We start from the raw sequence: 13,551 nt of genomic DNA on the forward strand, positions 1-13,551 counted from the left end.
GCAGGCCCACGCGCGTCCGGCAGGAAATGAAGAGCCCGAGGCGCGCGGTATTTCGCGCCTCGGGCCGGTCTTGTAGAGGTCAGGCGGGGCTTAGTCCTGCTCTGCCTTCTCTTTTTTCTCCGGCTGGATTTCCTCGCCGGTTTCCTGATCGACGATCTTCATCGACAGGCGCACCTTGCCGCGATCGTCAAAGCCCAAGAGCTTCACCTTCACTTCCTGGCCTTCCTTCAGAACATCCGAAGGGTGGTTCAGGCGGCGGTTTTCGATCTGGGACACGTGCACCAGGCCGTCGCGCTTGCCAAAGAAGTTCACGAAGGCACCGAAGTCGACGATCTTCACAACCTTACCAGTGTAGATCGCGCCCTCTTCCGGCTCTGCCACGATCGAATGGATCATGTCATAAGCCTTCTGGATCGCGTCGCCATTCGGGCTCGCGATCTTGATGATGCCGTCATCGTTGATGTCGACCTTGGCACCCGAGGTTTCCACGATCTCGCGGATGACCTTGCCGCCGGACCCGATCACTTCACGGATCTTGTCGGTCGGGATCTGCATGGTTTCGATGCGCGGGGCATGGACCGAGAAATCGTTGGTCTCGGACAGTGCCTTGGACATCTCGCTCAGGATGTGCATCCGGCCGTCCTTGGCCTGAGCCAGGGCTTTTTCCATGATTTCCGGGGTGATGCCGGCAACCTTGATGTCCATCTGCAGCGAGGTGATACCGTTTTCGGTACCCGCCACCTTGAAATCCATGTCGCCGAGGTGGTCTTCGTCGCCCAGGATGTCGGACAGGATCGCATAGGAGCCGTCGTCTTCCAGGATCAGACCCATGGCCACACCGGCCACCGGTGCCTTCAGCGGCACACCTGCGTCCATCATCGACAGCGAGCCGCCGCAGACGGAAGCCATCGAGGAAGAGCCGTTGGATTCGGTGATCTCGGACACCACACGGATGGTGTAGGGGAAGTCGGTCGGTGCCGGCAGAACCGCCTGCAGCGCGCGCCAGGCCAGCTTGCCATGGCCGATTTCACGGCGACCCGGAGAGCCGACACGGCCAACTTCGCCAACCGAGTAGGGCGGGAAGTTGTAGTGCAGCAGGAAGTTGGATTTGAAGTTGCCGTGCAGCGCGTCGATGAACTGCTCGTCGTCGCCGGTGCCCAGCGTGGTCACCGCCAGCGCCTGGGTTTCGCCGCGGGTGAACAGCGCCGAGCCGTGGGTCCGCGGCAGCAGACCGGTTTCCGACACGATGTCGCGGATCTCGTCGGTCTTGCGGCCGTCGATACGCTTGCCGGTTTTCACAACATCGCCACGCAGGATGCCTGCTTCGAGCTTTTTCAGAGCGGAACCGAGGTTGCCGTCCTCCAGCTGCTCTTCGGTCAGCTTGCTTTTGATGGTTTCACGCGCAGCGGCAACAGCGGCAGTGCGCTCCTGCTTGTCGGTGATCGCAAAGGCAGCGCGCATCTCGGACTCACCTGCCGCTTTGACCGCCTCATACAGGTCGGCATAATCCGGCGGGGTAAAGTCGAAGGGCTCGTTTGCGGCTTCTTCGGCCAGCGAAATGATCAGGTCGATCACCGGCTGGATCTGCTCGTGGGCGAATTTCACCGCACCCAGCATCTCGGCCTCGGACAGCTCGTACGCTTCCGATTCCACCATCATCACGGCGTCTTTGGTGCCGGCAACGATCAGGTCCAGGCGCTGCTCGGGGTTCAGGCGCAGATCCTGCATGTCGTCAACGGTCGGGTTGAGGACGTATTCGCCATCCTCGAAGCCAACGCGCGCGCCGGCGATCGGGCCCATGAACGGCGCACCGGACAGGGTCAGAGCGGCGGAGGCGGCGATCATGGCAACGATGTCCGGGTCATTGACCAGGTCGTGGCTCAGCACGGTGCACATCACCAGAACTTCGTTTTTGAAGCCGGGAACAAACAGCGGGCGGATCGGACGGTCGATCAGACGCGCGGTCAGGGTTTCTTTTTCGGTCGGGCGCGCTTCGCGCTTGAAGAAGCCGCCTGGCACTTTGCCCGCAGCATAGTATTTTTCCTGGTAGTGGACGGTCAGCGGGAAGAAGTCCTGGCCGGGCTTCTGCTGACGGGCAAAGGTCACGTTGGCCATGACGCTGGTTTCACCCAGAGTGGCGATAACGGAGCCATCCGCCTGGCGGGCGACCTTGCCGGTTTCCAGTGTGAGCGTCTCTTCGCCCCACTGCATCGATTTTTTCGAAACGTTAAACATCTAGCGTATCCTGTATGGGAGCACTCCCGGCCCTCCGGGTCTCCCGTTTGCGTGGCGGCCCCATTGCCGCCGGCCCCATCTATCTTGCTTTCGCGTGCCGGGGCCTGGGCACATCGTCTCAGATAGGTTCGCCCATACATGACTTTGGGGAAAATTGAAAGGGTTCGCGCAGGGGGCTGCCACCATCAGCAGCGCCCTGCCGACGCTTGCGGGGCACAGTGCCCCGCAGCGTTCAGTTGGTGGTTTCCAACCCCTCTGGTCGGCCAACGATGGTGAAATGCAGCCCCTCAGGGTCCATGAAACGCGCGGCGAAGGCGTTCAGCTGTTCCAGCGTGACCGCATTGATGCGGTCATTGCGGGTTTCGACATAGCTGATCGGCAAGTCGTCCATCTGCATACCCGTCAAGATAGAGGCAATGCGACCGTTTCCGTCAAACCGCAGTGGGTAGGCGCCGGTCAGATAGGTCTGCGCGTCGCGCAGCTCCTCCTCTGTCACGCCCGCCTCTGCCATGCGGCGCCACTCGTCGCGGATCACCTGGACCGCTTCGGCCATCTTGCCGTTGGCGGAGGCGACCGACCCCATATAGATGGCCGCCAGGTCACTTGGCACGAGGTAAGAGTAAACCCCATAGGTCAATCCGCGCTTTTCCCGCACCTCTGTCATCAACCGTGTTTCAAACGAGCCGCCGCCTAGGATCTGGTTCATGACGTAGGCGGTAAAGAAGTCGGGGTCGTGCCGTTCGATTCCCTTCTGGGCAAAAAGGGCCACCGACTGCGGCGTATCAAAATCCACCACGGTAACGCCGCCGTCGATTTGAACCTCGGCCGGGCCGGGAATCGGCGCGCCGCTTTCTGGCAACGCGCCCAGCAGCTCATCCAGCAACTGCCCCAGTTCCTCAGCCGTGATGTCACCGACGGCGCTGACGTAAACCCGGTCTCGCGCAAACACAGCCTCGTGGGCATCGAAAATATCCTGCCGGCTGAGCGCCGAGACCGTTTCTGCGGTGCCCTTACCATTGCTGCCATAAGGATGATCGCCAAAGGCCATGCGCGCAAAGGCCCGGTTGGCAATCTTGTTCGGACTCTTCGCGTCAGCCCGCAGCCCGGCCAGAACCTGGGCCCGCACCCGGTCCAACGCATCTTGGTCAAAGCGCGGTTCAAATAGCGTCTGACGCAGCAAATCCACCGCAGCGTCGCGATTCTCGCTCAGGAAACGGGCGGAAATGGAGACCGAATCCTTGTCCGCATCGTAACTGAAACTGGCGGCTAAGGACTCGACAGCGCGGGCATAGTCCTGGGCGCGCAGATCGCCTGATCCTTCCTCAAGCAGCCCCGTCATCAGATAGACCGCCCCGCGCTTGCCCGGCGCATCCAGCGAAGTACCGCCACGAAAGCGCACTTCGAGCGCAGTGAAGGGAATCGCGTGATCCTCCACCAGCCAGGCGGTGATACCGCCTGGTGATGTCACTTCCTCGATCTTCACGCCAGCCAAGGCAGGCACCGCCACCAGCAGAGCAATCAGCGTCACGGCGATATGTTTGAACACCTTCATTGGGTGACCTCCACGTCGCGGGACATCCAGCCGGTAACCGATGTTTCAGGGCGCAGCACCTCATGGGCGGCGGCGAGGATTTCATCCGCGGTGATAGATTGCAGGATCTTTGGCCAGTCCTGAACGTCCTGAACTGTCAACCCGATGCTCAGCGCCCGCCCGTACCGGTTGGCCGTGCCGTTCACATTATCCCGATCGTAGATTTCCGCCGCGCGCAGCTGCAATTTGATCCGGTCGAGCTGTTCCGGGTCCACGCCTTCGCTCAGGAAACGGGCGATGCTGGCGTCCAGCGCCGCCTCTGCCTCCTGCATGGAGACCCCATCGGCGGGTACGATCAGGAAGGTGAAAGTCGTGTCGTCCAGCGAACTGCCGGAATAGAACGCGCCAGTGTAGACCGCCACCTGCTGGTCGAATTGCAGCGCATCCGCGAGGTAGGAGGTGTTGCCGCCCCCCAGCAATTCAGCCAGCAAGTACAGCGCCGCCGCCTTTTCCTGCGCACCGCTGTCGCGTTCCGGTGCCAGATAGGAACGCTGCACATAGGGTTGCGCAACGCGCGGATCGGTGAAGCTCAGCCGCCGTGCGGCAGTCTGCGGCGGTTCCTGGCTGCGGAAACGCTCGGGCAGATCAGGATTGGCTGGGATCACCCCATAGTATTTTTCCGCCAGCTGCCGGACCTGCTCAGGCTCGACGTCGCCGGAGACCACCAGAATGGCATTGTTGGGCGCGTAGTAGGTCCGGTAGAAGGACAGCGCGTCCTCCATATCAAGGCTCTCCATCTCATGTCGCCAGCCGATCACCGGCTGACCATAGCGATGGTTGAGATACTGCACAGCCTGCAACTGTTCGCGAAACAGCGCCACGGGATCATTGTCTGTGCGTTGGCTGCGCTCTTCCAGAATGACCTGCCGCTCCGTTGCGATGTCCTCGGGCCGCAGGCGCAGATTGGTCATGCGGTCGCTCTCCATCTGCATCATCAGCTCCAGCCGGTCGGCCGCAACACGCTGGTAATAGGCGGTGTAATCATAACTGGTAAAGGCGTTGTCCTGACCACCGTTGGCCCGCACTGTCGCTGACAGCTCCCCCGGGGCCAACTTGTCGGTGCCTTTGAACAGGAGATGCTCCAGAAAATGCGCAACGCCGGACTGGCCCGGCGGCTCATCAGCAGATCCGGCGCGGTACCAGACCATCTGCTGCACGACAGGGGCGCGGTGATCCTCGATCACCACGACATCCATGCCATTCTCCAGCGTAAACGCCGTCACGGCCTCGTCCGCGGCCTGCAAGGGCGCGGAAAGGGCGGCGACCAATGCCACCGCGGCCCAAGTGATCCTTTGGATCATCCGGCTTCCTCCAGTTTCTGCACCCAGCGCTTGCCCGGCGCGGTGCGATTATTCCTGCTCATGTCGCATCAGGCTGGCGACACACGATCTGGCGTCGCCAGCCTGATGGCCGCCGTCAAATTACGCTGCTGCTGGCGTCTTGCAAGACCGGCTGGCGGAAAAGTGAGGATCAGGAGCCGTCCGCAGGCGGTGCCGAGGGTGTGGCCACCCCGGCGCGGCGGAACTGCTGGTTGACGACATGCGGATCCAGGGTCTGCCGCTTGTAGGCGTCGCTGTAGCGGTCGACGTTAAACAGTTTGAAGCGCGCCGTGCGGTTCTCGCGCTTACGGAAGGCGGCGTCTTCGGCGGCCAGCGACTGGCGAATGTCCGGCTGCACACCATAGCGGCCCGAACTGCTGACCAGCGCCAGATCTCGTTCCGGCACGCCTTCGCCCGCCACCAGCAGCGCGGGCGCGCCGCCCAGCGCGGCGACCGCATCGGCATTCGGGTTGGGGTCAGTGATGTTCGCACCACCCGGTGTCGGCGGCGGCAGCGCCGCATAGCTTTCCGGCTGGCTCAGTGGTTTGGAGGGCAGCACCAGGAATTCATCCGGTCCGGTGCCAGGCTTTTGCAGCTCCCGCAGACCGCCCTTGGAGCAGCCAGCCAGCGCCACGATACCTGCCAGAACGATCACACCAAACGGGATCCGCATGCCCCAAACTCCTGCCTGTTTCCCGGCGCTTTTAACGCATTTGCAATCCAAGGTCTACGCAGGGTTTTTCGTGCGACCCTCGAACAGGATCAGCCCGGCGGCGCCCGCAAAGATGAAGATGTCTGCGACGTTGAACACAAACGGATTGCGAATGCCGCAGCAGGACATGTTCAGGAAATCCAGCACATAGCCATAGAGCAGCCGGTCCACCACGTTGCCCAACGCACCGCCGATCACCAGCCCGGCGGAGAGCGGCATCATCCAATGCCGGTGCCCGCCGCGACAGATCCAGATCACCAGCGCGAGGCAGATTACCAGCGACAGTGCGATCAGGATCCAGCGCGCCGCATCGGTGCCGCCGCCGAACAGGCCAAAGTTGATGCCGGTATTTTCGCCATAGCGAAAGTTCAGTAGTGGCGGCAGCACGTCGATCCGCAGGCGCTGGTCCAGCCCCATCCAGTGAACCACCAGGTATTTGCTGACCTGATCGGCCAGCAGGGACAGGATCGCGCCCCAGATCATCCAACGTGCTGCCATGTCTTCTGATGCCCTGCTCAGTGGCGGAAGTGGCGCATGCCGGTAAAGACCATGGCAAGGCCCGCATCATTCGCGGCCTTGATGACCTCGTCGTCGCGCATCGATCCACCCGGCTGGATCACGCAGGCGCCACCCGCGGCGGCCGCCTCCAGCAGACCATCCGCAAAGGGGAAGAAGGCGTCCGACGCAACCGCGCAGCCTTTGGCAAGGCTTTCTTCCAGCCCCAGCTCCGCCGCCATGCGGCCGGCCTTGGCAGCAGCCACATTGGCGCTGTCCAGACGGCTCATCTGGCCTGCGCCGACACCGACGGTGGCGCTGCCCTTCACATAGACGATGGCATTTGATTTCACGTGCTTGGCAACCTTCCAGGCAAACAGAAGATCCTGCATCTGTTCGTCGGTCGGGGCCTTTTCGGTCACCACCTTCAGGTCTTCCATGCCGACGTAGCCCACGTCCTTGTCCTGCACCAGCAGACCGCCCGCGACCTGCTTGTAGGCGGTGATGGGCTGGCGCGGATCGGGCAGGCCATCAGTCAGCAACAGGCGCAGGTTCTTCTTGGCGGAGAAGATTTCCTTGGCTTCCTCGGACGCGCCGGGGGCGATCACCACTTCGGTGAAGATCTCGGTGATTTTCTTGGCGGTTTCGGCATCCAGCGGCTGGTTCAGCGCCACGATTCCGCCAAAAGCCGAGGTGCGGTCGCAGTCGAACGCCTTCTGATAGGCCTCGGCCAGGGTTGCGCCCTTGGCGACGCCACAGGGATTGGCGTGTTTGATGATCGCCACCGCGGCGCTGTCAGCCGGGTCGAACTCCGCCACCAGCTCATAGGCGGCATCGGTGTCGTTGATGTTGTTGTAGGACAGTTCCTTGCCCTGCAACTGCTGCGCGGTGGCGACGCCGGGGCGGTTTGTGCCGTCGGTGTAGAAGGCGGCTTGCTGGTGGCTGTTTTCACCATAGCGCAGGGTCTGCTTCAGCTCACCGGCAAAGGCGCGGCGGCGTGGGGTCTTTTCCTCCAGCGCAGAGGCCATCCAGTTGGACACAGCCGCATCATAAGCGGCCGTGCGGGCATAGGCATTCTGGGCCAGACGCTGGCGGAACGCATAAGAGGTCTGCCCGTCGTTGGCATCCAGTTCGGCCAGCAGCGCCTCATAGTCCTGCACGTCCGTCACCACATTGACGAACAAATGGTTCTTGGAGGCAGCGCGGATCATCGCCGGGCCGCCGATGTCGATGTTCTCGATCATCTCATCGTAGTCGGCACCGCGGGCCAGCGCTGCTTCAAACGGATAGAGATTCACTACCAGCAGGTCGATGGCACCGATGCCGTGTTCGTCCATGGCGGCGACATGGGTGTCGTTGTCGCGCAGCGCCAGCAGGCCGCCATGCACCATCGGGTGCAGGGTTTTTACACGACCGTCCATCATCTCCGGAAAGCCGGTGACCTCGGCCACATCTTTCACGGCCAGCCCTGCCTCGCGCAGCGCCTTGGCGGAACCGCCGGTGGACAGCAGCTCGACACCGCGCGCATCCAGCGCCTTGCCCAGCTCGATCAGGCCGGTCTTGTCGGATACGGAAAGCAGCGCACGGCGTACGGGGTGAAGGTCGGTCATGGCAGGGCGGTCCTTTTCAAAGGCTCAGTCAAACGGCTCGGGGTCGTCCCGGTTCAGGTCTCGCACGGCAACCGCAGTCTCCTGCGCCTTGCTGAGCGTCCACCGGACGCGGGTGGCATACTGCATCGCCCGCCCGGATAAAACGATCTGCATTGCCGCACGTGGCTTCAAGCGGGTCTTTTCCAGGTAGACGCTCGGCTCCAGCCGCAGCTGGCAGCTGCCGTCGTGGCGGAAAACCCAGATCTCCCCGCTCTTGAGCGCCATGGATACCGCCGCGCCGCCCAAGTCAAGGGCTGCATCCACATCCGGATGCAGATGCAGCCGAATATCGTACCCGATGCCGCCCTGCACATGCGCCTTGCAGACCTTGTCGAACCGGCGTTTGGCGGGGTCCTCCAGCGCCACCAGCATGTCCTCTCCACTGAGCGCGCGACCATCAAAAGACAGGTCCAGCGTGCGCGCATGGGTCAGGCCGAACTGCGCCGCGTAGCCGTTGTGCCCCCCCTGAAACCGGCTGCCCTCGGCCAGCTCGCTCAGCTCCAGTGGCACATCGTCCGGCGCCTCAATCAGCTGCTCGTGACCGGTGGTTTTGTGCGGCGGCGCCAGCCGGGCGCTGGAATGGCCTTCGATGCACAGGGTCGTGTGCGACGGCGTCGCGCGCCCGGCCCGGCGCCATTCAACACCAAAGGTCTCGCCCGATCCGCAGTTGACGATCAGCGGCCGCCGCCCCGAGGTCAGCTCGAACGCCAGGGTCGAGGCATGGCCGGAATTGGACGCCTTGCCGCTGGGCGGCGCCGAGGCATCGACGATGACAGAGGTGCGCCGCGCCGCCAGCCGGGCAAAGCCCATCGCCAGCCCGTCAGCCTTGCGGGCCGGCACATGGCTGGCCGCCAGCGCGTGGTCGAGCCGCCCCTCCAGCCCGCGGCCACCGCCGTGGAACCGGGCCAGCCCACCATCACTGTGGCGCAGGGTGCGCAGGGTCGGGGCGATGCGTTCGATCGCGGCGACATGCGCCGCAGGCACCGTGCGGCCAGCCTCGCGCAGAGCTGCCGCGGCCCAGATCAACAGTGTGAAAACCTCCAGCAACTCCTCGGGGTTGCGGGTGGGCAGACCGCCCTGGGCGTCGATTTGCGTCTCGCACTCCGTCGCCAGCGCCCGCACCGCCGGATCGGCCAGCTGCTCGCGCCCCTGCAGGGCAAGACCCGCGTAGATCAGCCCGCATAGCGCCTCGAACCGGGGCAGGCCCGGAGCCGCCCCCTGCCAGCGCTGCGCCAGAAACCAGGTCTGTCGCGACAGGGAACTGTAGAAGGCTTCGGTCTCTTCCCGGTCCTTGCCGCTGAGCAGGAACAGCGCATGGTTGATCCAGCGGATCACCCGCCGCCCGGTCAGATCGGGCAGCCAGGCCAGCCCGCCGCCGGTGCCGTGCTGGTCAATCCAACCCCAGACCCATTTCTGCGCCTTGGCGCGAGCCTTGTAATCGCCAACCGCAGCCAGATCGTCCAGCCAGGCGAACCCGTGCCGCTCACAATCAAAGGCAGCATCAGGCGCTGAGACCTCCCACAGGCCGGTGTCCGGCGATTCGACGAGGTAACCCGCAAACAGCAGGTTGCCCGCGACCAGCTGGCGACCACGCGCGAAACTGCCAATGGTGCGCGGCTCTGGCTGCGACACAAAACCGGTCGCCGCCGGTTCCTTGCGGGCGCGCCAGGCATAATACCTGTTCAGCAAGCGGGTGCCGCGCCCCGCCATCCTGTCATATGTGGACATGCTCTATCTGCCTCACGCCAAAGCCTTTCGGGGGCGTTTTGGCAAAAGCATAACGTGCGCCGTGCGGCAAGTCACCGACGAATGCGGGAGCGCCCGGCCTCAGCCCGCTTTGCGCAGCAGCGCCATGTAGAAACCATCCATGCCGCCGCGCTCAGGCCAGTAATCCGGGCGCAGACGCAGCCCGCCCTCTTCTGTGATCCAGGTCGCATCCCCCCCCGGCACAGCCAAGGCCGCCCGGTCCGCCGTCATGTCCGGGAACATCTCCAACGCGTCCTCAACCTGGCATTCGCCCTCGTCCGGCAACAGAGAGCAGGTGCAGAACATCAGCCGCCCACCCGGCTTCACCAAGCTCCAGGCATGGGCCAGCATCTGCGCCTGAAGGTCGATCAACGCGCCAAACTCGCTGCCGTCCTTGGCCTGCGGCAGGTCAGGGTGACGGCGAATGGTGCCCGTCGCGGAACAGGGCGCATCCAGCAGCACCGCATCGTATTGCCCGGTTTGCGCCAGCGCGTCGCCCACGATCAGATCGGCGGCCAATCCGGTGCGAGTCAGGTTTTCCTGAAGCCGGGCCATCCGCGACGCCGAGGCATCCACCGCGGTGACGCGGGCACCGGCTGCCGCCATTTGCATGGTCTTGCCGCCCGGTGCCGCGCACAGATCCAGCGCCCGCTCCCCCGGTTGCACGTCAAGGATCCGGGCCGGCAATGCGGCGGCGGCGTCCTGCACCCACCAATCGCCCGCGTCATATCCCGGCAGCGCCGATACCTGCCCGGCTGCGGCCAGACGGAGCGACCCGGTGGGCAGCTGTTCTCCCCCCAGCGCGGTCAAGTCCGCGCCCGGCTTGCCGGTGACGTCCAGCGGCGCCCCTGCCAGATGCGCCGCCTCGATCCGCAGCATAGCCTCTGCCCCCCAAGCCTGAGCCAAGGGTTTGCGCAGCCAGTTCGGCAGCCGCGGCACCCGCAGTTTCGCCCATTCGGTCGGCCCTTCCACCGCCACTTTGCGCAGCACCGCGTTGACCATGCCCTTCAGCTGGCCGTGGCGGCGGTGTTTCGAGACCAGCGCCACCATTTCGTTCACCACGCCATGCGCCGCCCCGCCCGCGCACAGCTCCACGGCGCCCAGCCGCAGCACGTTCATCACCGTCAGGGGCGGCACCTTCTTCAGGTGTTTTTTCAGCACCCGGTCGGCGCGTTCCAGACTGCGCAGGGTCTGCACGGTCAACCGTTGGGCCCGCGCGCGATCCTCGGGCGCCAGATTGTCCAGCGCGCCAGCCGCGTAACATTCGGCCAGCAGCCGCCCCTCTCCCAGAACCTGGTCCAGCAGGTAGACCGCGGTGCGGCGGGGGGTGTGGGCATTGGACATCTGGCAGCTCCTCAGGACGCGGGGTGTTTGTATTGAACAGGTTGTTTGCGCGGGACAGGGGCGTATATCATGCACGCAGCATAAAGGAACCCGCGATGAGCGAAGACAGCGCATTCACCACCACAGACTTGCCCGCCGCCGCCCGGCGCGCCCTGGCCGAGGCCGAGGAGCGCCGCAAGGCCGCCGCCGCAGACGTCCCCGCCGCCAAGGAGCTGGGCGGCCGCGACGGGCCTGACCCTGCCCGCTACGGCGATTGGGAGAAAAAGGGCATTGCGATCGATTTCTGACTACGGGCAGCGGGGGCCAGCCCCCACACCCTCGGGCTATTTTCCGGCAAGAGGATAGACCGCCCCGCAGCCTCCCCTTGCCCCAAACACCCAAGTCCGCCAGTGCCGCGCAACGCGGCGGGCAGCGGTCTAAAGTCCCAGCACATCAACCATGTCGTAATGGCCCGGCGCCTTGCCCTGCCCCCACAGCGCCGCCTTCAGCGCCCCGCGGGCAAAAATGGCGCGGTCGGTGGCCAGGTGGCGCAGCACGATGCGTTCACCGGCGGCGGCAAACAGCACGTCATGTTCACCGACGATGTCGCCGCCGCGGATGGCGGTGAAGCCGATGTCACCGCGCTTGCGTGCGCCGGTGATACCATCGCGCCCCGAATCGCGCACATCCGCCAGATTGACACCGCGCCCCTCAGCCGCGGCTTCGCCCAACATCAGCGCAGTGCCGGAAGGCGCGTCGACCTTGTGATGGTGGTGCGCCTCGATCACCTCGATGTCAAAATCCTCATCCAGTGCCGCGGCGACTTTCTTGGTCAGCTGCACCAACAGATTCACGCCCAGGCTCATGTTCCCGGCCCGGACGAGCACGGTGTCACGCGCCGCCGGCTCCAGCTGGGCGATTTCGTCATCGCTCATCCCGGTGGTGCCGATCACATGCACAACGCCTGCTTGGGCGGCGAGCCTGGAAAACGCGACCGTCGCCGCAGGCGCGGTGAAGTCGATCACTGCCTGCGCGGTGGCAAAAACGGCCTGCGCATCTGCGGTCACGGTGACACCCACCGGCGCACCGCCCATGGCTTCGCCGATGTCTCGCCCGACCCACGCATGCCCCTCGCGCTCTACCGCGCCCGCTAGGGTCGCGGTGTCGCTGTCCAGCACCGTTTTGATCAGCATCTGCCCCATGCGCCCCGAAGCGCCGGTAATCACGATCCCTGGAGTGTCAGTCATAGGCCCATTCCCTTGTTCAAGCTGGTTTTGTCCTACAGTGCCGGGCAGCGCTTGGCAAAGGCGGCGATCCGGCTTAGATCGGATGTATGGCAAAGAACAAATTTCACGATGGCCCCGGCCCCTCGCAACGTCAGCTTCGCGTCGGCGAACTGATCCGCCGCTCCCTCTCCGACGTGTTGGCGCGCGGCGATGTCCACGACCCCGATCTCAACCGCATGTCGATCACCGTCGGCGAGGTGCGCACCTCCCCCGACCTGAAGATCGCCACCGCCTTTGTGCTGCCCCTTGGCGGAAAGGGGCAGGAGGATTTGCTGAAGCTGCTGGCCCGCAACAAAGGCGAGCTGCGCCGCGCGATGGGCAAGAAGCTGGGACTGAAATTCACCCCGGACCTGCGATTTCGCCTGGATGAGACGTTTGACCAGATGGACGACACCCGTCGGATGCTGAGCCAGGACGCGGTGCGCCGCGATACGGAAGAGTGATCCGACGGGCCGCCTTTCTGCTGACCGCATGGCTGGCCGCTCCGGCGGCCGGAGCGGTGGAGTGCAGCAACGTGGCCTATGAGGGCAACCGCTATACGATCTGCGAGGTGGACGCCGCCCGCGAGCAGTTGAGTTTGTTCCTGCGCGACGATGCAGGACAGGTGATCGGGCATTTCTCTACCCTGGAGAAACAGCTGGCAGAACGTGGCAAGACGCTCAGCTTTGCCACGAATGCCGGCATGTATCACAGCAGCCGCGCGCCCGTTGGTCTTTACATCGAGGACGGCGCAGAGGAGATGCGGCTGGTCACCAATGCCGGGCCGGGCAATTTCGGCCTGCTGCCCAACGGCGTATTCTGTATCCGCGAGGGCCGCGCCGATGTGATCGAGACCCTTGCGTTTCAAAAGACTGCCCCCGGATGCACCGATGCCAGCCAATCGGGGCCAATGCTGGTGATCGACGGCGCGCTGCACCCGCGGTTTCTGCCGGACTCCGACAGCCACTATATCCGCAACGGTGTCGGCACCTCCGCAGACGGGCGGCGGGTCGTGTTTGCAATCTCCCGCAACGCGGTGAGCTTTCACCAGTTCGGCAGCCTGTTCCGCGATTACCTGGACCTGCCCAACGCGCTGTATTTCGATGGCAACATCTCGCGCCTGCATGCGCCTGAGCTGGGCCGCAGCGATGCCGGTTTCATGATGGGCCCGATCGTCGGCGTGGTTGAGGACGCCGACAACTGAGCCGACGGCCCT

At 64.3% G+C, this 13,551-nt stretch carries 12 protein-coding genes; 3 read left to right on the plus strand and 9 right to left on the minus strand.

The annotated features are described in order from the left end of the window. Positions 1 to 90: 90 nt before the first annotated feature. The 8 genes from pnp to AC0IPL_RS00310 all read right to left on the minus strand — a co-directional run bounded on the left by pnp (position 91) and on the right by AC0IPL_RS00310 (position 11,091). Complete coding sequence (gene pnp, locus AC0IPL_RS00275) at positions 91 to 2,235, minus strand: polyribonucleotide nucleotidyltransferase (protein WP_474271073.1); 2,145 nt, start codon at positions 2,233 to 2,235, stop codon at positions 91 to 93. A gap of 232 nt (positions 2,236 to 2,467) precedes the next feature. Then, positions 2,468 to 3,787: a M16 family metallopeptidase gene (locus AC0IPL_RS00280; RefSeq protein WP_474271075.1), complete on the minus strand. Its 1,320-nt coding sequence runs from the start codon at positions 3,785 to 3,787 to the stop codon at positions 2,468 to 2,470. Continuing rightward, complete coding sequence (locus AC0IPL_RS00285) at positions 3,784 to 5,127, minus strand: M16 family metallopeptidase (protein WP_474271078.1); 1,344 nt, start codon at positions 5,125 to 5,127, stop codon at positions 3,784 to 3,786. The genes AC0IPL_RS00280 and AC0IPL_RS00285 overlap by 4 nt, the downstream gene beginning before the upstream one ends. Before the next feature lie 169 nt (positions 5,128 to 5,296). Beyond that, entirely contained in the window at positions 5,297 to 5,818 is a 522-nt protein-coding gene (locus AC0IPL_RS00290) for a DUF3035 domain-containing protein (protein ID WP_474271079.1), read from the minus strand. 54 nt (positions 5,819 to 5,872) lie between these two features. Then, positions 5,873 to 6,355, minus strand: a complete 483-nt coding sequence (lspA, locus tag AC0IPL_RS00295; protein ID WP_474271081.1) for a signal peptidase II — start codon at positions 6,353 to 6,355, stop codon at positions 5,873 to 5,875. Positions 6,356 to 6,372: 17 nt separating this feature from the next. Then, positions 6,373 to 7,962, minus strand: coding sequence for a bifunctional phosphoribosylaminoimidazolecarboxamide formyltransferase/IMP cyclohydrolase (purH, locus tag AC0IPL_RS00300; protein ID WP_474271083.1), 1,590 nt, complete (start codon positions 7,960 to 7,962; stop codon positions 6,373 to 6,375). Positions 7,963 to 7,986: 24 nt separating this feature from the next. Beyond that, positions 7,987 to 9,729: a heparinase II/III family protein gene (locus tag AC0IPL_RS00305; protein WP_474271086.1), complete on the minus strand. Its 1,743-nt coding sequence runs from the start codon at positions 9,727 to 9,729 to the stop codon at positions 7,987 to 7,989. Positions 9,730 to 9,828: 99 nt separating this feature from the next. Next, positions 9,829 to 11,091, minus strand: coding sequence for an RsmB/NOP family class I SAM-dependent RNA methyltransferase (locus AC0IPL_RS00310; protein ID WP_474271088.1), 1,263 nt, complete (start codon positions 11,089 to 11,091; stop codon positions 9,829 to 9,831). 95 nt (positions 11,092 to 11,186) lie between these two features. Here AC0IPL_RS00310 and AC0IPL_RS00315 point away from each other — a divergent pair, with 95 nt between their 5' ends. Next, the gene (locus tag AC0IPL_RS00315; protein ID WP_474271089.1) at positions 11,187 to 11,378 is read left to right on the plus strand and encodes a DUF1674 domain-containing protein; all 192 of its coding nucleotides are present in this window, start codon (positions 11,187 to 11,189) and stop codon (positions 11,376 to 11,378) included. A gap of 129 nt (positions 11,379 to 11,507) precedes the next feature. Here the strand turns inward: AC0IPL_RS00315 and dapB are convergent, their stop codons facing one another. Beyond that, a complete protein-coding gene (gene dapB / locus AC0IPL_RS00320) occupies positions 11,508 to 12,317 on the minus strand; it encodes a 4-hydroxy-tetrahydrodipicolinate reductase (RefSeq protein WP_474271091.1) in 810 nt (269 codons plus the stop codon). 86 nt (positions 12,318 to 12,403) lie between these two features. On the opposite strand from dapB, the gene rbfA reads away from it, so the two are divergent. Together rbfA and AC0IPL_RS00330 are read left to right on the plus strand one after the other, a co-directional pair. After that, on the plus strand, positions 12,404 to 12,799 hold the full coding sequence (rbfA, locus tag AC0IPL_RS00325; protein ID WP_474271093.1) for a 30S ribosome-binding factor RbfA: 396 nt from the start codon (positions 12,404 to 12,406) through the stop codon (positions 12,797 to 12,799). Further along, on the plus strand, positions 12,796 to 13,539 hold the full coding sequence (locus AC0IPL_RS00330) for a phosphodiester glycosidase family protein (RefSeq protein ID WP_474271095.1): 744 nt from the start codon (positions 12,796 to 12,798) through the stop codon (positions 13,537 to 13,539). Before rbfA ends, AC0IPL_RS00330 begins: the two co-directional genes overlap by 4 nt. Positions 13,540 to 13,551 lie beyond the last annotated feature (12 nt).

It is taken from the genome of Leisingera sp. SA32 (assembly GCF_056033425.1).

Excerpts from the sequence above, each read along its gene's own strand:
- pnp (WP_474271073.1), bottom strand. The coding sequence starts at position 2,235 with ATGTTTAACGTTTCGAAAAAATCGATGCAGTGGGGCGAAGAGACGCTC.
- AC0IPL_RS00280 (WP_474271075.1), bottom strand. The coding sequence starts at position 3,787 with ATGAAGGTGTTCAAACATATCGCCGTGACGCTGATTGCTCTGCTGGTG.
- AC0IPL_RS00285 (WP_474271078.1), bottom strand. The coding sequence starts at position 5,127 with ATGATCCAAAGGATCACTTGGGCCGCGGTGGCATTGGTCGCCGCCCTT.
- AC0IPL_RS00290 (WP_474271079.1), bottom strand. The coding sequence starts at position 5,818 with ATGCGGATCCCGTTTGGTGTGATCGTTCTGGCAGGTATCGTGGCGCTG.
- lspA (WP_474271081.1), bottom strand. The coding sequence starts at position 6,355 with ATGGCAGCACGTTGGATGATCTGGGGCGCGATCCTGTCCCTGCTGGCC.
- purH (WP_474271083.1), bottom strand. The coding sequence starts at position 7,962 with ATGACCGACCTTCACCCCGTACGCCGTGCGCTGCTTTCCGTATCCGAC.
- AC0IPL_RS00305 (WP_474271086.1), bottom strand. The coding sequence starts at position 9,729 with ATGTCCACATATGACAGGATGGCGGGGCGCGGCACCCGCTTGCTGAAC.
- AC0IPL_RS00310 (WP_474271088.1), bottom strand. The coding sequence starts at position 11,091 with ATGTCCAATGCCCACACCCCCCGCCGCACCGCGGTCTACCTGCTGGAC.
- AC0IPL_RS00315 (WP_474271089.1), top strand. The coding sequence starts at position 11,187 with ATGAGCGAAGACAGCGCATTCACCACCACAGACTTGCCCGCCGCCGCC.
- dapB (WP_474271091.1), bottom strand. The coding sequence starts at position 12,317 with ATGACTGACACTCCAGGGATCGTGATTACCGGCGCTTCGGGGCGCATG.
- rbfA (WP_474271093.1), top strand. The coding sequence starts at position 12,404 with ATGGCAAAGAACAAATTTCACGATGGCCCCGGCCCCTCGCAACGTCAG.